18 protein-coding genes and 1 pseudogene are annotated in these 20,502 nt (G+C 38.2%); 10 read left to right on the top strand and 9 right to left on the bottom strand.

What is annotated here, in order from left to right; genetic code table 11:
- Window positions 1-45: 45 nt before the first annotated feature.
- From DKG77_RS03145 to purD, 3 genes are all read left to right on the top strand, one after another.
- Entirely contained in the window at window positions 46-1,395 is a 1,350-nt protein-coding gene (locus DKG77_RS03145; RefSeq protein ID WP_109660099.1) for an exopolysaccharide biosynthesis polyprenyl glycosylphosphotransferase, read from the top strand.
- A gap of 122 nt (window positions 1,396-1,517) precedes the next feature.
- On the top strand, window positions 1,518-2,495 hold the full coding sequence (locus DKG77_RS03140; protein WP_109660097.1) for a UDP-glucuronic acid decarboxylase family protein: 978 nt from the start codon (window positions 1,518-1,520) through the stop codon (window positions 2,493-2,495).
- A gap of 42 nt (window positions 2,496-2,537) precedes the next feature.
- Window positions 2,538-3,809, top strand: a complete 1,272-nt coding sequence (purD, locus tag DKG77_RS03135) for a phosphoribosylamine--glycine ligase (RefSeq protein WP_109660095.1) — start codon at window positions 2,538-2,540, stop codon at window positions 3,807-3,809.
- On the opposite strand, the gene DKG77_RS03130 is transcribed toward purD, so the two are convergent.
- On the bottom strand, window positions 3,804-4,025 hold the full coding sequence (locus DKG77_RS03130) for a DUF6341 family protein (protein WP_109660093.1): 222 nt from the start codon (window positions 4,023-4,025) through the stop codon (window positions 3,804-3,806). The genes purD and DKG77_RS03130 overlap by 6 nt on opposite strands.
- Before the next feature lie 39 nt (window positions 4,026-4,064).
- On the opposite strand from DKG77_RS03130, the gene DKG77_RS03125 reads away from it, so the two are divergent.
- From DKG77_RS03125 to DKG77_RS03115, 3 genes are read left to right on the top strand one after another with little or no spacing between them, the layout of a single operon-like run.
- Window positions 4,065-4,997, top strand: a complete 933-nt coding sequence (locus tag DKG77_RS03125) for a DUF6427 family protein (protein ID WP_109660091.1) — start codon at window positions 4,065-4,067, stop codon at window positions 4,995-4,997.
- 38 nt (window positions 4,998-5,035) lie between these two features.
- Window positions 5,036-5,641: a DUF4254 domain-containing protein gene (locus tag DKG77_RS03120; RefSeq protein ID WP_109660090.1), complete on the top strand. Its 606-nt coding sequence runs from the start codon at window positions 5,036-5,038 to the stop codon at window positions 5,639-5,641.
- A complete protein-coding gene (locus tag DKG77_RS03115) occupies window positions 5,625-6,674 on the top strand; it encodes a glycosyltransferase family 9 protein (RefSeq protein WP_243414807.1) in 1,050 nt (349 codons plus the stop codon). Before DKG77_RS03120 ends, DKG77_RS03115 begins: the two co-directional genes overlap by 17 nt.
- On the opposite strand, the gene DKG77_RS03110 is transcribed toward DKG77_RS03115, so the two are convergent.
- Entirely contained in the window at window positions 6,671-7,288 is a 618-nt protein-coding gene (locus tag DKG77_RS03110; RefSeq protein WP_109660086.1) for a TetR/AcrR family transcriptional regulator, read from the bottom strand. The genes DKG77_RS03115 and DKG77_RS03110 overlap by 4 nt on opposite strands.
- A gap of 444 nt (window positions 7,289-7,732) precedes the next feature.
- Here DKG77_RS03110 and DKG77_RS03105 point away from each other — a divergent pair, with 444 nt between their 5' ends.
- The 4 genes from DKG77_RS03105 to DKG77_RS03090 all read left to right on the top strand — a co-directional run bounded on the left by DKG77_RS03105 (window position 7,733) and on the right by DKG77_RS03090 (window position 11,027).
- Window positions 7,733-8,575 carry an NHL repeat-containing protein gene (locus DKG77_RS03105; protein ID WP_165819335.1) on the top strand — a complete coding sequence of 281 codons (843 nt, stop codon included), beginning with the start codon at window positions 7,733-7,735 and terminating at the stop codon, window positions 8,573-8,575.
- A gap of 224 nt (window positions 8,576-8,799) precedes the next feature.
- Complete coding sequence (locus DKG77_RS03100; protein ID WP_109660082.1) at window positions 8,800-9,354, top strand: hypothetical protein; 555 nt, start codon at window positions 8,800-8,802, stop codon at window positions 9,352-9,354.
- A 16-nt stretch (window positions 9,355-9,370) separates the two neighbouring features.
- Entirely contained in the window at window positions 9,371-10,477 is a 1,107-nt protein-coding gene (locus tag DKG77_RS03095; protein WP_109660080.1) for an Acg family FMN-binding oxidoreductase, read from the top strand.
- 46 nt (window positions 10,478-10,523) lie between these two features.
- On the top strand, window positions 10,524-11,027 hold the full coding sequence (locus DKG77_RS03090) for a DUF2867 domain-containing protein (RefSeq protein WP_109660078.1): 504 nt from the start codon (window positions 10,524-10,526) through the stop codon (window positions 11,025-11,027).
- Window positions 11,028-11,131: 104 nt separating this feature from the next.
- Here the strand turns inward: DKG77_RS03090 and arsM are convergent, their stop codons facing one another.
- The 7 genes and pseudogenes from arsM to DKG77_RS03055 form a co-directional block, all read right to left on the bottom strand.
- Window positions 11,132-12,100, bottom strand: coding sequence for an arsenosugar biosynthesis arsenite methyltransferase ArsM (arsM, locus tag DKG77_RS03085; RefSeq protein WP_109660076.1), 969 nt, complete (start codon window positions 12,098-12,100; stop codon window positions 11,132-11,134).
- A 25-nt stretch (window positions 12,101-12,125) separates the two neighbouring features.
- The gene (arsS, locus tag DKG77_RS03080; protein WP_109661410.1) at window positions 12,126-13,187 is read right to left on the bottom strand and encodes an arsenosugar biosynthesis radical SAM (seleno)protein ArsS; all 1,062 of its coding nucleotides are present in this window, start codon (window positions 13,185-13,187) and stop codon (window positions 12,126-12,128) included.
- An 87-nt stretch (window positions 13,188-13,274) separates the two neighbouring features.
- Window positions 13,275-13,610 (bottom strand): arsenosugar biosynthesis-associated peroxidase-like protein, encoded by a 336-nt coding sequence (locus DKG77_RS03075; RefSeq protein ID WP_094999161.1) that lies wholly within the window; start codon window positions 13,608-13,610, stop codon window positions 13,275-13,277.
- A 234-nt stretch (window positions 13,611-13,844) separates the two neighbouring features.
- A pseudogene (locus DKG77_RS03070) lies at window positions 13,845-14,480 on the bottom strand (metallophosphoesterase family protein); the annotation flags it as partial.
- A complete protein-coding gene (locus DKG77_RS03065; RefSeq protein ID WP_109660074.1) occupies window positions 14,465-15,805 on the bottom strand; it encodes an SLC5/6 family protein in 1,341 nt (446 codons plus the stop codon). The pseudogene DKG77_RS03070 and the gene DKG77_RS03065, both read right to left, overlap by 16 nt.
- A 16-nt stretch (window positions 15,806-15,821) precedes the next feature.
- Complete coding sequence (locus DKG77_RS03060) at window positions 15,822-17,273, bottom strand: SusD/RagB family nutrient-binding outer membrane lipoprotein (protein ID WP_109661408.1); 1,452 nt, start codon at window positions 17,271-17,273, stop codon at window positions 15,822-15,824.
- Window positions 17,274-17,283: 10 nt separating this feature from the next.
- Window positions 17,284-20,487 (bottom strand): SusC/RagA family TonB-linked outer membrane protein, encoded by a 3,204-nt coding sequence (locus tag DKG77_RS03055; protein WP_109660072.1) that lies wholly within the window; start codon window positions 20,485-20,487, stop codon window positions 17,284-17,286.
- Window positions 20,488-20,502: the final 15 nt, after the last annotated feature.

Raw genomic sequence — 20,502 nt, 5'->3', positions numbered from 1 at the left:
ATTTTTGCAACAATAAGATGCTATAACTTGTTCAATAAAATATAAATGTTCTTCAAACAAGGCAGATATTCAGGATTTATTAACCCCATATCATATCTAATGGATTTATTGGTAATAAACATATTTGCTTATTCCATGCCCATAAATTTTCAAAATCCAACACTCTTTCATGGATACATATCCCTTGCTTGGATCATTGTGTCCTTAAAAAATGAGTTTTACTCAGTATATAGATATACAAAGGTGACCTATATTCTAAAAATATTGTTTACTCAGTTTGTATTTTTCTTTCTCATCTTGTATGCATATATAGGGTTCTTTAAACAGCCTATTATGAGCAGGTTAGCATTAGGCCAATATTTTATTTTCGTTTTCTTGACGGTTACTACCCTGAAGTTTCTAAACTATGTGCTGTTAATGAAGTATAGAGAACGTGTAAAGGGGAATCTTAGAAATGTTGTGGTTATTGGCAAAAACAAAAACACACAACAACTAATAAAAGTTTTTCAAGAAAGAACAGAATTCGGATTTCATTTTGTAAAGCAATTTTCTTCAAAATCTAATGAATTTGAGGTAAGGGATTGTTTTGGCTTTATACTTAGAAACAATATTGATGAGATATACTGCTCGGTTTCAGCGTTGAAAGACGAAGAAATATCGGAGTTTATCGATTTTGCAGATAATAATTTAAAGACCTTGAAGTTCATTCCGGACAACAGGAAAATTTTTGCCAAGAAATTGAGATTTGAATATTATGATTATATCCCAATACTTTCACTAAGGGATATACCCTTGCATAGCACCATTAATTCCTTTTTAAAAAGAGCATTCGACATTTTTTTTTCAGCAGTAATAATTTTAGGCATCCTTTCCTGGTTAACACCATTATTGGCCTTAATAATTATTGCGGAATCCAGAGGCCCAGTATTCTTTAGACAAAAGCGAAATGGAATAGACAATAGGGAATTCTATTGCTATAAGTTTAGGTCCATGGCAAATGAGACTGCAGATGATAATCATACTGTTAAGAATGACATGCGGGTAACCAAAGTGGGTAAATTTATTAGACGTACGAGCATAGATGAATTGCCACAATTCTATAATGTTTTTTTTGGCACAATGTCAGTTGTTGGTCCTAGACCGCATATGGTTAGCCATACGTACAAATTTGCTGGACAGGTAAACAAATATATGCTACGTCATTTTGTAAAACCTGGAATAACAGGCCTAGCTCAGATACGTGGTTATAGAGGTGAGATAGAAAAAGACATGGATATACTTAATAGAACTAAGTTCGATATATTCTATATTGAGAACTGGTCATTTTTTCTAGATATTAAGATTATAATACAAACAGTTTTGAATGCGATTTCAGGGGAGGAAAAAGCATATTAATACATTTTTAAAAAGGATTTTCAATATAGAAAAGGGCAGGCCTATGCGGTTCAACTATTTTTGCCTTGCAATGGATAATTAGTTCAATAAAAAGAAGTTTTTAGATACTAAACAACAAACAAATGAAAAGAGTTTTGATTACTGGCGCTGCCGGATTCTTAGGTTCACATTTATGTGACTATTTTATTAAGTTAGGCTTCCAAGTCATCGGTATGGACAACCTAATAACCGGTAACCTAAAGAATATAGAACACCTGTTTCCATTGGAGCATTTTGAGTTCCACCATCATGATGTATCAACTTTTGTTCATATTGCTGGTGATCTGGACTATATTCTTCATTTTGCCTCCCCGGCAAGTCCAATAGATTATTTAAAAATTCCAATTGAGACCTTAAAAGTGGGATCACTGGGCACTCTTAACTTACTGGGACTCGCCAAGGAAAAGAATGCAAGGATATTGGTTGCTTCAACCTCAGAGGTCTATGGAGACCCCCTAGTACATCCACAAAACGAAGAGTATTATGGCAATGTAAGTCCTATTGGTCCAAGAGGTGTATATGATGAGGCCAAGCGTTTTATGGAGTCCATAACAATGGCGTATCATACCCATCATGGATTGGATACTCGTATCGTTCGAATTTTTAATACATATGGTTCAAGAATGCGATTAAATGATGGACGGGTGGTGCCCGCGTTTATGGGTCAAGCGCTAAGAGGTGAGGACTTAACTGTTTTTGGTGATGGGTCCCAGACAAGGTCTTTTACATATATCGATGACCAGATTGAAGGGATATATCGGCTATTGATGAGCAATTACCACCTTCCTGTCAACATAGGCAATCCAGATGAGACTACAATTCTGGAGTTTGCTGAAGAGATTATCAAGCTAACGGGGACCGATCAAAAAATAACCTTTAAGCCATTGCCTAAGGACGACCCATTGCAACGACAACCAGATATTTCCAGAGCCAAAGAGATATTGGGGTGGGAACCCAAGGTACACCGTTCGGAGGGACTTAAGAAGGTATATGAATATTTTCAATCACTTTCATCTGAAGAATTGAGCAAGAATCATAGAGATTTCTCTGCAAACAAATAGGCAAATCCTCATCAAACCGTATTTTTGCCAAAATTTCGATTGATGAATATTCTGGTCCTTGGTTCAGGAGGTCGCGAACATGCGATATCCCTTAAAATCTCACAAAGCCCTAAAGTAGAAAAACTGTTTGTTGCCCCGGGCAATGCAGGTACTTCTGAAATTGCCACCAATGTTGAGGTTGGTGTAAATGATTTTAAAAGTATTAAAGCATTGGTACTGGCTAAAAAAATAGATTTGGTGGTAGTAGGACCGGAGGACCCACTTGTAAATGGAGTTCATGATTTCTTCTTGGCCGATGATGATTTAAAAGACATTTCCGTGATAGGCCCGCAAAAAGCAGCCGCAGAATTGGAAGGGAGCAAGGAGTTTGCAAAGGAATTTATGATGCGCCATCAGATTCCGACCGCGGCTTATGAAAGTTTTACCTCAGATACGGTGGAAAAGGGTTATATGTTTTTGGAAACACTAAAGCCGCCATACGTGCTCAAAGCCGATGGATTGGCCGCTGGAAAAGGCGTTCTAATTCTTCAAGATTTAGATGAAGCAAAAGCGGAACTAAAATCCATGCTGTTAGATTCGAAATTTGGTTCTGCCAGTGCTACAGTAGTTATTGAGGAGTTCTTGGATGGAATAGAATTGAGCTGTTTTGTGCTTACAGATGGCACTAACTATAAAATACTTCCTACTGCAAAAGATTACAAACGCATTGGCGAAGGAGATACAGGGCTTAACACAGGCGGTATGGGAGCCATTTCTCCGGTTCCTTTCGCAGATGCTGTACTTATGGACAAAATAGAACAGCAGATAGTAAAACCTACCGTAGATGGCCTTAAAAAGGATAATCTGCCCTACGTGGGATTCATTTTTATAGGATTGATAAAAGTTGGTGAAGAACCAAAGGTTATTGAATACAATGTACGTATGGGGGATCCAGAGACCGAAGTGGTTGTTCCCAGAATTAAGAATGATTTAGTTAATGTCCTTGAGGCCATGGCCCAGGGAAGTCTGGATAAAATCAATCTGGAAATAGACGAAAGATCGGCCACAACGGTAATGGCAGTTTCAGGGGGCTATCCGGAAGCATACGAAAAAGGAAAAGAGATAAAAGGGATTGAAAACATAAAAGATTCCTTGGTCTTTCATGCGGGAACAAAACAAAGTGATGGAAAAGTAGTCACCAACGGAGGTCGCGTTATTGCAATTACTTCATTTGGAAATGACTTTAAGGAAGCACTACAAAAATCCTATCAAAATATAGAAAAACTACATTTTGATGGCATGTATTACAGAAAAGACCTCGGGTTCGATTTATAGGTAGGAATGTGAGGTAATACTCTTGTCCTCTTCTCCATTGTCGTTGAAAATTTTCAACTGGTTCATCCAATATACCATGGCCACTAAACCAATAATTGCAAAAATCCAGTTAACCGAATTGGAACCCCACCAGTTTTGCATAAAACGGAAAAAATCATAAGGCGCAAAAAGACCATTTACAAATAAGTCCTCAATGCCGTAAAAAAACTTGCTCATCTTAGCTATATTTACTTTACAAAAGTAGTAAAACCAAACATGATTTCAAGCTTTTTCGGAAAAACAAAACCAATAAACTACGTTGTTCTATCGGTTTTTCTGTTCCTTTTTTATGCCGGTTTCGTTTTTTTAAAAGCTAACCAAGAAATCAGCGTGGATACCATACCCTTAAATGTTTTAGCGGTTGGGGTCCTTCTTCTATCCATTTATATCATCAATAGAATTGTTCGTGTTGAGAAAGTAACGGATTTCAGTTCGTACGCAATCCTTTTTTTTGTTTTATTGATTGTTGCTTTTTCAGAAGTGCTTGCAGATAAAAATGCCATTTTTTGCAACTTTTTTTTACTGCTTGCCACCTGGCGATTGCTTGCTATTAAATCCATTAAAAATGTTAAGCACAAGATTTTTGATGCATCACTCTTAATTTGTGCTGCCAGTCTTTTTTACGATTGGGCTTTGGTATTTTTTGTTTTGGTATTTTTTGTTATCAACGTGTATGATAGGAAAACGTTTAAAAATTGGTTGGTCCCAATTATAGGCGTGTTAACCTTTTTCATCTTGACTTTTGCTTTTTTAAGGTTAAATGGGCAAACATTTTTTTTTGCAGAGCACTATAGGTTTTCTTTTGATTTTCTAAAAACCGACTTTTTTTCAAACCCGGGCATAATAAAACTATTGTTTTATGTCCTCTTATTGTTGGCAGTAATGTCTTTGGTTTTTTTAAAAGTAAGAAAGAAGGGCGGTGGAAAACTGGTTCCGCTGCGCATTGTTTTTTTAGCTTTTGTCTTTGGGATTTTTATAAGTCTGTTCAAGTCAAATAGTGCGTCTCCAGTTTTAATCGCGTTTTTTCCAGCCGCAGTTTTTTTGACCAATTATTTGGAGACGATTAAAAAAGCAAGGTTAAAGGAAGTTGTTGTAGGAATATGTATTGCTTTGTCCTTTGTCCTTTTTCTGTTGGAGCTTAATCTGTAAACCATAAAGCAATATCTTTGTGCTAAATTAACTGGTCTATGTTTAGTTCTCTTGCCTTTAAGATTTTTGAAGAAAGCATCAACAAATATCATGTAGAAGATAATGTCTATCAAGAATTTGTGAACCTCTACCCGAAGGATCAAGTAGAGCATTTGTTATATAGAAAAAATTGGATAGATACCGTGCAATGGCATTATGAGGACATCATTCGAGACCCATCTATAAATGCAGATGATGCGCTTGACCTTAAACGGAAAATAGACGCCAGCAATCAAGACCGTACAGATCTTGTAGAGTATATTGATAGTTATTTTTTAAAAAAGTATCAATCTGTTAAAGTTAAAGATGATGCCACGATAAATACGGAAAGCCCGGCTTGGGCCATTGACAGACTTTCCATTTTGGCATTGAAGATTTATCACATGCAGGAAGAAGCCAATAGAACGGATGCTTCTGCTGAGCATGTTAAGAAATGCAGCGAGAAATTGAATGTTCTTTTGGAGCAAAAGAAAGACCTTTCAACCGCAATTGACCAATTGCTTCTTGATATTGAATCTGGAAATAAGTACATGAAAGTCTACAAACAAATGAAGATGTACAACGATGATGAATTAAACCCGGTGCTCCGTGGACAAAAAGGGTAAACCCACCCATATTTTGGTTATTAGACTTTCTGCAATGGGAGATGTAGCCATGACCGTTCCTGTTTTACAATCCGTGTTGGCAAAATATCCCGAGGCGCAAATAACGGTCCTTACCAAGAAGCTGTTTTTACCAATTTTTTCAGGTTTAGAGCGAGTCTCTGTTTATGAAGCGGATGTTAAGAAACGCCATAAAGGCCTTATTGGATTATGGCGATTGTACCAAGAACTTAAAAAACTACAGGTTGATTACGTGGCAGATTTACATAATGTACTCCGAAGCCGAATATTGAAAAAGTATTTTGCATTGGATAAAACACCTTTTGTTCAAATTGATAAAGGGCGTTCAGAGAAAAAGACCCTCACCCGTTCCAAGAATAAGATCTTCCAGCAATTAAAAAGCACCCATCAACGTTACGCGGATGTTTTTGAGAATTTGGGTTTTCCTGTTGACCTATCAAAAGCAGAGTTGTTAAAGCGACAATCCCTGCCAGATAAAGTAATTGAATTGGTGGGAAGAGACGCAAAAAAATGGTTGGGAATTGCACCTTTTGCAGCTCATGAAGGCAAAATGTATCCGTTGGACTTAACAAAAAAAGCAATAGAAAAATTAAATAATACCGAAAAGTATAAAATCTTGTTGTTTGGTGGCGGCCCTATGGAAATTCAACAGTTAGAAGCTATTCAGAGAGAAAATAAGGGCGTTGTTAATATGGCAGGAAAGCTTAAGTTGTCCGAAGAATTAACCTTGATTTCAAATTTGGACCTTATGCTTAGCATGGACAGTGGCAATTCACATTTAGCAGCAAACTATGGTATTCCCGTGGTAACACTTTGGGGCGTGACCCACCCTTATGCTGGATTCTATCCTTATAATCAACCAATAGAAAATGCTTTGTTGGCAGACCGCAAGCAATATCCGTTGATTCCTACCTCAGTTTATGGCAACAAACTTCCTAACGGATATGAGAATGTTATGAAAACTATAACTCCTGGTCAGATCGTGGCCAAAATTGAGAAGGTATTGGAATCTTAGGCAATCACGCTCCGTTCGGTAATTGAATTAAAGTAATGTTTTAATTGCTGTACGTATTGATATTTTAATTGTCTGTTGGTATTGTCCATCAATAAAGAACGCATTCCCAAATAAGATGCAATAATGTAGGTGGCGACTCCTTCACAATCAATATGCCTAGCTATATGACCATCAATTTTGCCTCTTTTTAATACAGAAACCAGATTAACTTCCCATACCTTAATGATATCCTTTAAATAGGTGCTTATTTCAAGATTTCGCTTATTGAATTCAGTTAAAAAATCGTTTAACATAAAGCCGTATGCCATTTCATTTCGTTTGCCTGGCTCCAAAGCATTTTCCAGACTATCCAAAATAATGGGCAAAGGGTTTTCTTGAGTATTCAATGGCTCTACCAACAAGGCATACACTTTCTGAACAATCAAATTTTGTATAATAGTGATAAAATAATCTTCCTTGGACTTAAAGTGATGATAAAATGCACCCTTGGAAAGCTCCAACTCTTTTAAAATATCATCTAAACTGGTATTGTAATAGCCCTTTTCATGAAATATTTCCAGGCCTTTAGCACATAATCGGTGCATGGTTTCACGTCTTTTTAGGTTCTTTTCCATATGATTTGGGTTTTGGGTTAAATAGACCGTTAAGTCTGTAACAAAGATTCTACAGATTCGCCCTAATCGAAATAAATGAGGATGTATTTGTAGGAAAAATCGGTGAAAAGCAAAAATCAGGCTTAAAACTTGATGCCTTAATATTGTTACCGACCATTGAGTCGGTTTAACAGATTCTTTTCTTGGTTGATCGGTATGCAGGGGGAAGGACAACCCGCATTATTGTGTCGATTAACCGCTTTCTAACTTAATTTGGATGTGTTGAAATAAAAAGTGATCCAACGGTTTAATTTGTTTTTAATTTAAATACAGATAACTTCATTGCACTTTGCACAAGATATAGCCCAGTGCTCATTCCAACTCAATTTGATTATGACGATGAAACTCGTAACAATCCTTTTTGCTTTTCTATGGTTTTGCAGTTGCAAGCAATCCAACAAAGTTGTGAAGGAAGAAACGATTGATAATGACACAACAACAATAGGTTGGCGTATTTCTTCAAAAGAAGATTGGCTCAGAAAAGAAGGTTTAATGAATGTGGAAAGCGTCGTACTTGATAAAGCAAATAAAGTAATGTATGCTTCAAACGGGAAAAAATATCGTACTGGGTCAGATGGTTTTATTTCTAAAATATCTGAAAATGGAGAGCTTTTAGAGCTTCATTGGATCAGTGAGCTTAATAGACCAACAGGAATGGCAATTAAAGATTCCATATTATATGTAGCGGATGTTGATAGACTGGTGAAAATTAACATCAACTCAACAAAGATGGTGGGTACTTTTCAAGAACCAATTGAAAATTCTGGTTTAAATGATGTTGGCATTACGGAAAAAGGAGAGGTGTTTGTAACTGGCTCTTTTGTTCATTCCGTTTTTAAACTGAAAGATGATAAATTGGAATTATGGGCTCATGATGAAGAAAAACTGGCTTGGGCCAATGGCCTAATTGCACATGAGGAAGGATTAACCGTTGCGGGTCTCCATATAAAAACAATCGATTACGGAACAGGAGCTATATTACCTTTTGAACTAGGTTCCACTATGAAGGATTTTGATGGATTGACCGAAGATGGTACAGGAGGTTTTTTTGTCACTACAGTTGAAAACAGCGGACTATATTACATAAACAATCAAAAGGAAGTGACTCAATTGATTGGTGAGGAAGCGTACTGTGGTGATTTGGCGTTTGATTCTTCCAGTAATACCTTATACGTTCCAAGAGGCAGTGTTAACAAGAATGAATTCTTTATTACTGTGCTTAATTTGGAAAAGCACTCACAAAAGTAGACTCGCTAATACAGACTCCATAGCATGCGTCAAAAAGGATTGGTAAATGCCACCTTATACTTAACTAAAAATGTACAAACCTTACTTATCGTTAAAAGTAAATCATTAAAACGGATTCATATCCTTTTTGCTGCACACCACTAAAAAACAACGTCTTATATGATGAAAATCATTACATAAACAGATTCACTAAAGTAATTTGCTTTTAAAAATATATTCATATCATGAGAGCAACATTCTTATCTATCTGCTATGTTCTTTTCTTTAGTTTCACTTATGGACAAGCTGATAATCAACTAACAAAAAACACCAAAGTAGGTTTTGAATTAGATGCATTACCATATATAACTGGAGGATATTACGCTTCAGTTTGGGTTGGCCACGATCATTTTAGATATAGAGCTATTATTGCAAGAGCTGAAACACCCGACTTTGTAATTAAAGATGGCTTTACCAACAATGAAATTAAGGCTTATGCAGCTGTTGTAGATTACTTTTTTAAACGGGACTTTAAAGGTTGGTGGATAGGAACCGGCTTAGAGTATTGGGACAGTAAGATACAGACCGATGCTAAGTTAAATACAGCAAATTACAACAATACAATATTCACTGTCGGTGGTGGTCATGTATGGAAGTTTTATAAAAATTTCTATTTGAATCCATGGGTGGCAGCGCATTTAAGGTTAGCGGGAGACAAAGAAGTTGTGGTTGATGAAAGTACGTATGATACTCAACTGTTTATCCCTGAAATATCCTTAAAGTTAGGCTGGCATTTCTAATATTAATCTACAGATGATGAAAAGACGAAAATTTATTTTTGTTGCAGGAGCAGGAACTGTTGCGGTTAGTGGATTAACGTATTTTTTAAACGACAACTATCAGAATCATAAATATATAGATAGAATTAATGATACTTGGAGGCATTCAATCAAATTTGACGGCTCAAATAGGGCAATAATGATCGAGTTGATTAGATATGCAACATTGGCAGCAAATAGTCATAATACCCAACCATGGTTTTTTAAAATAGGGAATAATAAAATTACCATTTCACCTGATTTTACCAGACGGTGTTCAGCAGTAGACCCGGATGACCACCATCTTTATGCAAGCCTAGGATGCGCCGCAGAGAATATTGTGCATGCTGCTAGAGTATTTAGCTTAGAAGCCAATGTTTCGATTCAAAGTGATTCGGCAGAAGTAATTCAAATAGATTTTGAACATACTTCTTCAAGCCAATCGGAATTGTTTAAAGTAATTCCCAAAAGGCAGTGTACAAGAGCGCCTTATGAAGGTAAGAAAGCATCAGCACAACAACTGAAGGTGTTAGAAATTATTGCACAAGACACTGGTATCTCAACTCAAATATTTACTGACACAAATGATTTAGAGACTATTCTTGAGTTCGTGGTTGCAGGAAATACTGATCAAATGAGAGATAAAGCTTTTGTAAAAGAACTTAAAGATTGGATACGATTTAATCCGCATTCAGCCATGAAACATGGTGATGGTCTTTATACAGCTACTTCGGGCAACCCTACCTCACCTACTTTTTTTGGTAGCCTGCTATTTGATATGGTTTTTAATGAAAAGCCCGAAAATGATAAATACAGAGACCAGATAAGAAGTTCAGCGGGAGTTATTGCCCTCGTTTCTGAAAAAGATGATATTGAACATTGGATTAAGGCAGGAAGATGTTACCAACGTTTTGCTTTACAGGCCACAGCATTTGGACTAAAACACTCTTTTGTAAACCAAGCCGTTGAAGTCCCAGAAGTACGGACACAGTTGGCTAATTACTTGAATATCGGAAATCGGAGAACTGATTTATTAATTCGGTTTGGTGTTGGAACAGATCTTCCAAAATCTCTTCGACGCCCTGTAAGCGAGGTTATTGTTTAATCCTGTATTGGAACTTATTGATGAATTCTGGCAAGTTAAATGCAGAATGAAAAAGGTCATAAAGACACATACAATCCCTGAAAATTCAATCATAACAAAAGGTTTTAATGATTACCATTATTGTGATTCTTTTTCAGTATTTACACAAAAAAATGATAGTTTGGATTGCATAGCTACCACCATTTTTCAAACACCTAAATGGGCAGATATGTTAATGGGAATGAGAAACAAGGTATTCAGTCTTTTTGGCTTAGAGAAGGGAGGTTTTAAGGAACATACGAATATTGCAGAACATTACCCCATAGGCTCTAAAGCTGTTTACTTTACAGTTGTCAATAGAAATGATAACGAAATCATTACACAAGAAATTGATAAGCATTTAGACTTTAGGATTTCTATTTTTGAAAATAGAGAACAAGATAAACGAAGGATTCATTTAACAACCTTAGTGAAGTACCATAATACCTTTGGGCGTTTCTACTTTTCTATTATTGGGATATTTCACAGAAGAATTGTTATTGGCCTGTTGAAAAGGTTAGTAAAGCTGTAAATGGCTTAAAACAAGCCATACCGAGAACGATAAGTACTATTCCCAAAAGTAAAAAACCACCCAACGATATATTGGATGGTTTTGTAAATAGTTAATACTGTTTTCTAACAACAGCCTCCACCGTCATAATGGTAGGTAGATTCGCTTATAAAAATATCATCCCTTTCTAAAGAACCAAGGGCGCCCGCAGTTTTGTCACAGACAGCTAAAGGTTGGTTCTTTAAAAGCACATGGCCTTTGTGATCATCAAAATAATCTTCATCTCCAAAATATATGGCCGCTTTGCCGGTAAAGATACATGGACCGTCTTCTGGCATAGGGTCTTTTATGGCGGCTACCTCAATAGATTCAATATATATGAGTTCATCCGTAGGATAGTTCTTGGGATCTAAAATACGGTAAGGCTTTCTAGCTCTTATTTCAATGGTACCAAAACCAACATCGGTTAAAGCCTTTACATATTGTTTTATGGGCAAACTACCACTTAAGCAGAGCGCTCGCAATCTATCATCATTTCTCAGAACAGAATTCATTTCTTGCTCACAGGTGGGGTCGCTCATAACCAACTTCCCGTGCGGTTTTAAAACGCGGTACATTTCTTCAATAGCACGCTTTAAATCTTCTTCCTTAAAAATGTTGAACAGGCAGTTTTGTGCTGCAACATCAATTGAATTGTCTTCGACCGGAAGGTTCAAGGCATCACCCTTTTTCAAATCAACAAACTCTGACCTGAACCAATCATTTTCTTCTTCAGCAATTTTAAAATTATCGCTGCTAGCCTGAAGCATTTCATCAACAACGTCAACACCAACAACTCCACCTTTTTGACGATTGAAATAAGAGAATTGTAGTAACTCCATTCCCCCACCTACGCCTACATAGAGCATTTTAGGGTTGTTAGAGAGATCTCTGGCATGCACCGTACTACCGCAACCATAGTTCATCTCTTGCATTATTCTGGGAATCTTTAAACCTGGCAATTCCCAAATAGGGTTCGTAGTGCAACATAGACCCACGTCCGGGGTTAATGCGGCTTCTTTATATAGATCGTTGGTAGCTTGTAAGTAACTCATATTCTTTTGTTTTAATACATTTTAATTATGCAACTGTCCCTTGGCAACTACTTCCTGCGCCTGCGGTACAACCATAGCAGTGTTGGGAAATAATGATATTTCTATCGTTTAAGATGTCCTCATTATAGTCTTTAATGTGTTTTACCTTGCTAGCAACCTTAAGGTCTAGCATTTGGTTAAAATCACAGTCGTATAACCAACCGTCCCAACTAATGGAAATGGTATTGGTACACATTACATTGGACACCGCGGCCGGATTATAGGCTTCAACCAGTGCATACATATAATCCTCATAGTTCTCTGATGCAACTAGGTAATCTAAAAAACGAGCAATAGGCAAATTGGTGATGGCAAAAAGGTTATGGAACTGAATTCCAAAATCCTCATCCAAAGCCTTTTTAAAATCTTTTTCCATTGCCATTTGATCTCCGGGCAAATATGCACCAGAAGGATTGTAAACCAAATCCAAACGCAAATCACTGCCTGGCATGCCATACCCTCTGGCATTCAATTCTTGCAATGCTTTTATGGATTTGTCAAAAACCCCATCTCCACGTTGTTTGTCCGTTTTACCACGGGTATAGTGGGGCATGGAAGAAATTACATGAACATTGTGCTTTTTAAAGAAGTCCGGCAAATCATGGTACTTCTTGTTGGCCCGTATAATAGTGAGGTTGGAGCGTACAATAAAATCTTTGATTCCAGCTTTAGCGGCTTCTTCTACAAACCATCTAAAATCTGGATTCATTTCTGGAGCACCACCGGTAAGGTCTAATGTATGTGCCCCTGTATTTTTTATGACTTCGATACATTGCTGCATTGTTTCACGTGTCATAATTTCTTTACGGTCTGGTCCTGCATCCACATGGCAATGTTCACAGACCTGGTTGCACATATAGCCAACATTAATCTGGAGAATTTCCAACGTTTTGGGCCGGAGCGGGAAATGCCCAATTTCTGCAATCTTATCCTTAAAGTAAGGAAGCTCACCATCTGCAAAAACCCCACCATTAAGAATTTCCAATTGCTTATTGATTTCTGCCAGCTCATTTTCCTGAGCTTTCATGGATTTTTTGGCCTTTTTCATTTGAGGCAATATGCTTTCACTCATAACGCATTATTTTATAGGCATAAAGTCAGAGACACGATTCTAATTTTGAACTAGGCTCCTTCCTTACATTGATAATTTATTGTATTTGTTCATCATTTGTACACCATGTACCAAAGTTGCACCACTTTCAATGGCTGCACCTACATGAACAGCTTCCATCATTTCTTCTTTGGTGATGCCTTTTTGCAAGCCATCTTTTGTATAGGCATCTATACAATATGGACACTTTACCACATGGGATACTGCCAAGGCAATCAAAGATTTTTCTCTTGCACTAAGTGCGCCTTCTTCGAAAACCTTACCATAATAGTCGAAGAATTTTGTTCCCAGTTCTTCGCTCCATTCGGTGATTTTCCCAAATTTTCTTAGGTCTTTAGGGTCGTAATATGAATCTGCCATCTTTTTAGGGGTTTTAGGTTCTTTATTTTGTGTTGAATCGTTATCAAAATGAATTGGAATGCCCTGTCCCATTTTTTCAAGTTCAGGAAGGATTTCCATATTGTCCCAAATACCAGAAGCCAATGTATCTGCATAAGCTTCAGGTAGATGATTTTTGTACATTAATTGTTGTGCGGTCTTGTAGTCATATTCCAAAGACCGATGAGTATATTTTATTTTGCCATTTTCAATTTCCAAAAGAATATACCACACCCGTCTGGTACCATCATTGGCTGGCATGCCAATGGCTCCTGGGTTTAACCAAAGTTTTTCCTCTATAGTTTGATTGAATGGTAATCCGCAATGTCCGGCTATAACCACATCGCTTTCAGTTTGCTCAAAGCACTTTTTTTTGATGTTTTCAGAAGTGGATTCAAAAATGAATTCAGAAACATTTTCATAGCTACCATGGACCACAGAGATTTGTTTATTACCATATTCAAAACCGATATATTCTGGGAGTCGCGAAACCCACGCTAATGATGGCTCGGAGAGATGTCCTTTGGTATAGGGAAACCACATTTTGGAAAAACTATCGCATCGCCCGCCCGCTTTAAAATCACAGCCACAATCCTGACTGTCATTGGACAGTTGTAATTCTACGTTACCCGCAATACTCAACGCACCCCAATTTTTAAAGGAAGTAATTGTTTCTTCAGGCTGGGCACAGTATCCTGTAATATCCCCTGTACAAATACAATTCTCTGGTGGAATTCCTTCTGCCTTTGCAATGGAAATTAACTGTTCCAATGCCTGAAGGTTACTATATACCCCACCAAAGAGCAACAGCTTCCCACTTTTTGTGCCAATATGTTTTATTTTTTTATCCATAAAGGCGTCAAATATAAGATGATACAACATAGAATGCCCCAGAAATTGATCCAGAGCAAATCTGCATACTTTCCTGTAGTGAAAATCAATGATTTTGGAAACCAATCAAAAATCAAAAGAAAACCAAACAACAAACCACAGAAAACACTTAGATGGAAACTTATTTTGGGCGGTGATTTCTTCCAAAACATGAAAATGGGTGTCAACCCTATGACCATGGTCCCACTTATGGTGGTTGCCGAAAGAATTTCAGCATCCAGAAAAACGGGTATTGTTCCCAAGAACGCGATCAATACCATTGCAATCCGGCCAAAAGTTAAACTATTTCCAAGCTTTAAGTCTATAGAGAGTAATTTGGAAAATGATGAAAAGGTAGAATCCAATGTAGATGCTGCCGAGGTAATCATGATAAAATTGATTACCAACAGGACTACTATGCCAAAAGATTGACCTACCACTACAGCAGCTTGACCAGCATAACCTTGATGTTGTGCATAGACACCAATAATACTAAATAGCACAATACATAGGCCACCAACAACACTTGCCCACAAAAAGCTTTTTAAGGTAATCTTATGTGAGCTTAGAAAACCCCTATCTGTTAACACGGGATCATGAAAGGGGTAACTAAATGATTGAAGCACCGCTGCAAATAACAAATTAAGGCCAGTTTCAAAAGACCATACTCCTGAGTTTATAACTGTTTTGCCCGAGAATGCTTGATCTACGGAAAAAACATTCCATAAAATAACAATGAGCAATATGGAAAACAATACCATTTGAATACTATCCGTAAATATGGAACTGCTCAAGCCTCCTTTTAGAGCGTAGGCCAATGTCAATGCGGTAAAAACCAAAATGGAAAGGTAGTAGGGTGTGGAGCCCATATCTCCAAAATAGGAACCAATGACCATGGTATTGCTCCAAACCTCATTGAACAAACGAATGGTAATCAATATTGAAAACACAGCTACAGCACTTTTTCCAAATTTGGAGGAAAGGAAATGGTGAATGCTTCTAAAACCACCAAATTTTCGCATGCGATAAATGACAATACCAGCCACTGCAAAAGAAAGGTAGTAAGCGGCATATGCAGCACCGCCCACCAATCCAAATTCCAATCCCAAATTTGCCGCATTGGTGATGCTTTTTGCAAAGATCCATGAAATGACCAAAGACCCCATAAGCACTAGGCTGTTAGGGGTCTTTTTTTGATAAACAGCGTTAAAAAACTGATTTGTGTTTTTAGCAAAAGGAGAGACCAGGAACAACACCAAGCTAGATGCTATCACTAAACTCCATTGCCAAAAAATTGCGTCAGTCATTTACTTTTCTTAACTATTAATTGTTATCCCACCAAACGGGAACGTTTATACTATTTCCATCTGTTCTTGAAGCCGCATCTGCATAGTTAACACTATTGAGTGCTTCTTCTTCTGCCGGATAAGGCATGCGAACAGGAATGATATCATTGTTTAAACTTGCCGACAATGTCTTTAACTGGGGAAAGCCAGTTCTCCTATATTCAATCCAACCTTCATAACCGTTGATGATGTTTGCAATCCATTTTTGTGTTATTATTTGCTGAATGGAAGCATCACCACCTGTGCCATAAGGTGCACTGTTGGTTAAATAATCCGCGGGAAGAGCTACTTGCCAATATTCGAAAGCTTGTGTTACCCCTATTTCATACAATTGTTGTGGGTCTGCAGTTATAAAACCGCGTTCTGCTGCTTCGGCCAATAAAAAATGGGTTTCCCAACTGGTCATGAAATTGGCGTCCAATTCGCTAGTATTTTCCCGAAAAATAGTCCCTGCCAAGGAAAAATCGGCCAAAACCGCAGCATTTTGAGTGGCATCAATACCATTGAGCAGCCCATTAAATTCCCCGGAATCACTGTTGCCAAAAGGTCTAAAAAGTGTTTCAATCCTTGGATCATTGAATCCGGCTAGAATCTCCTCCATAGTTTCGGACATCACAAAGTTGTTAAAGTCACCAATACGCAATCGTGCCAAACGAAAATTATTGGGTTCGCCGTCGGTAAAATTGAAAATGGCATTTTGCGCATTTTCGTTGATGAAATTCCCAGCTGTAAAAATGGATTGTAAATCAGTGGCAACATCCGTTTGATTTGAAATTCGTATCAAAGCTTTTATTCGAAGGGAGTTTGCAAATCGAATCCATCCATCCAAGTCCCCGTTAAAAAGAATATCGCCTTCTAAAGGAATGCTCCCAGTATAATTTTCCAGTGCGGTAATTCCTTTGTTGAGGTTATCTAAAATACCATCTTCTGCGGTGTAAATGCTTTGTTGAGTGTCATAGACCGGGGTGACTGTTCCTTCCTTTCCTCGGAATGCCTCAAAATATGGGACATCGCCAAAAAGGTCTGTAAGCGCAGCGGCCATATAGGCTTTCAGGATACGGGAAGGACCTTCGTAAACCGCAAAGGTTTCATTTTCCAACGCTAATTGGATGACACTCTCGTTATCCCGTAGGTTTTGGAAAAATATGGGCCAAGGATTCCCTCCCAATTGTGGTGATTTTAAATCGTGCCGGTCAAAAAGGTTGAAATCCAAAGCAGTAGTGTATTGTCCCAAAAGATTACCAGCGGTAAAGCCTTCGTACGACATTTGTTCTCCGTAATCATAAATCACCTGCCTAAGCAACAAACTTGGCTGTACGGATAAAGGCTGGTTGGGGTTGGTATTGATTTCCTCAAAATCTTTGGTACATGAAACCATGAGCACGAGAGCAAAAACAAGAGCAGTTGTTATTTTATATGTGTTTTTCATCTTCCTCATCTTAAAAATTAAACCCTGCTTTAAACCCAATGCTGCGTGTTGTGGCATATGACATATCCTCTACGCCACCTACAAAACTGTTCCCCTGTACGGCGAATTGTTCGGGATCAAAGTGTGGATTCTCGGTAATGGCAAAAAGGTTACGCCCTATTAAGGACAGTCTTAAGCTTGCGTCATTTTGAAATAGCTGAAAACTTTTAAACGTATAACCAATGGATACCTGCCTTAATTTTAAAAAGGAAGCATCGTACACATTGTTTTCTTCATGGTTTCGGTCAAAAAATTGTCTGTAATAGCTTTCCGCGGAAACCGCAACCGTGTTCTGTTCAAAAACAGGATTTTCCGCGGTTCCTACATTGACCACTCCATTTGGAACAATGCCTTCTTCGGGCCTAAATGCAGTTTCTGCCAATTGACCACCAACGTTACCCAGTGCCCTGGTCCGGGACACAATGATTCCACCTTGGCGCCAATCCAACAGAAAACCTAAATCCCAATTCTTGTATTGGAATTGATTGTTGAGGCCCAACATAAAATCTGGATTGTTGTTCCCTAGTTTTTGCAGCGTATTATCTGGAATAAACCGCCCTTGATCTGTTAGAATAAAATCGCCATTATCGTTCTTTAAATACCCTGTTCCGTATAGGTCTCCAATTCTGCCACCTTCTTCAACCTGCAAAAATACCGTTTGGTTTTGACTGTCATAGATTCTTGAAAAGGCCAAGGTCAATCTCCCTGCTTCTTGCGGTAAATCTTCAACAGTGGCGCGGTTTCTGCTAAAATTGAACGTACTGTTCCAGCTAAAACTTGCATTGCTGATAGGAGTAACACTTGCTATGATTTCAAGCCCTTTGGCACGTACCTTTCCACCGTTGACCACTTGTTGTGTAAAACCTGACGAAATGCCAATGGGCAAAGAAATGATCTGGTCTTTGGTAACCGCATTGTAATAGGAGATATCAAAATTCAATCGATCTCCAAACAGCCTCACATCCGCACCAACTTCAAAAGAAGAGGTCTGTTCTGGTCTTAAATTGGGATTAGCTATTACATTTTGATCGCTAAAAGTAGGTTGGCCGTTAAATGGGGTTTGCGCTATAAAAGCCCCAGTTGTTTGGTATGGATTAGTATCATTTCCTACTTGGGCCCAGCTAGCACGTAGTTTTGCAAATGAAATTACTTGTGGTAAATCTGCTATTTCAGAAAGAATAAAACTACTTGAGACGGATGGATAAAAGAAGGAAGTATTATCCACAGAAAACGGAGTGGCCAACGCACTTGACCAATCGTTACGCCCTGTGATATCCAAAAAAAGGAAATTCTTGTAGCCAAACTTTGCCAGCCCATAAAAGCTATTTATCCGTTTGTTGGATTCAAATTCAAAAACTTCAATAGGTGAAGCAGCATTGGATAACCTAAAAATACCTGGCTGTGCCAAACTGGTTGCCTGCGATTGGGAAGTGAAGGCCTTTTGATCCAAACGGTTACCTCCTAAAGAAACGTCGACCTTAAAATCCCCAAAGGCATTGTGATAGTTCAATAAGAAATCCGTGTTAATTTCACGATAAAACACATCATGTTCGGCATAGCCCCCATTTGCGAACCTATTGGAACTAAAGGAACGTCTAAATTGACGAAGTTCATCAGAGTAGTCCATTCCTGTCCTTACTGTTGCGGTGATGTTGTCTGAAATATCATAAGAAGCAGATACATTTCCAAATACCCGGTCCCGATTGAATGAATTTCTGTTTTCGAACAGGATAAAGAATGGATTGTCGAAAAAAGTGTAGTTGTAAGAGAACTGTTGTACCCCTTCCAAGCCAGGTTGCCAATAATCTCGAAGGCTATCAATGTTCAATGAACGAGGGCCCCATGCAACCAAAGAATAGTTCACGTTTTCAGAACCATAACCACTTGATGGTCTGTTGTCACTTTGGGAGTTTACATAGCTAATGGAGGAATTGATACGCAGCTTTTCTGTGGGCTTAAAAGTAAGTCTGGCACTAATGGTCTGTCGATCTAAGTTTACCCCGGGAATAATTGACTCACTGCGTAAATCTGTAAATGAAAGACGATAGTTTCCTTTATCAAAAGCAGATGAAATAGCCAGATTATTAATAAAAGTGGTTCCAGTTTCATAAAAATCCTTCAGATTGTCTGGATTTGAACGAAACTCAGTTGGAGAAATGGACAGGCCACTATATAAGGAAGTATCCCCTCCTCTCACCACGGTCCCATCTGGCAGCGTGACAGGACTGTCAAACTGCGGAATGAGGTTGCCCACATCCAATCTTGGACCCCAACTATAGGTAATATTGTCGCTGGTTCCACCTCCTAGTCCATCAACAAATTCAAATACCCCGGACTGTCCTTGTCCATATTGGTTTTGAAATTCAGGAAGTCTAAAAGCAGAGTCCACAAAAAAGCTGGTGTTATAACTTATGCCCAAGCCTTTGCTTTTTGAACCATCTTTGGTTTCAATAACAATGACACCGTTGGCAGCACGTGTTCCATACAATGCGGCAGCACTTGGCCCTTTAAGAACCGAAACTTCTGCAATATCGTCTGGGTTTACTTCCATGGCGCCATTTCCAAAATCTACTTCCTGAAAACCAGCTGCAGCCTCATTGGTAAAATTGAAAACGGAATTGTTGTTGATGGGAACCCCGTCAACTACAAACAAAGGGTTGTTGTTGGAGAAGGAAGCCTCGCCCCGAATACTTATCCTTGATGTGGAACCTACCCCTGTTGCACCTTGACTAATGGTTACACCAGCTAGTTTTCCGGCTAAATTATCCAGAAAGTTAATCGACTTCACTTCTGTTACACCCTTAGCATCAAGACTTTGCACCACATAACCCAGTTCTTTGGTCTCTCGTTTTAAACCCAAAGCGGTCAATACCACTTCTTCTAATTGCTCGGAAGATTCAATGAGTTGCACATTGATGCTAGTCCTATTATTTATGTTGATGGTCTGGGTTTGGTAGCCCAAAACAGAAAATTCGAGCACCGATGAAGATGAGGGAACTTCCAAGGTGTAATTTCCTTGTTGATTGGTTATAGTACCTGTTTTTGTGCCTATCAAAATAATGTTGACAAAAGGAACAGGTACGTTACTTTCATCTGTAACTATTCCAGATATGGTTTGTTGTGCCTGATGCTTTACTCCAAAGAGCAATGCCATAGCCAATAAAATATATTTCATTTTGGGTATAATCGT

It is taken from the genome of Flagellimonas aquimarina (assembly GCF_003149745.1).
GTDB lineage: Bacteria > Bacteroidota > Bacteroidia > Flavobacteriales > Flavobacteriaceae > Flagellimonas > Flagellimonas aquimarina.
The sequence above is the reverse complement of the archived record's forward strand: the minus strand, read 5'-3'. Positions and strand labels throughout refer to the sequence as shown.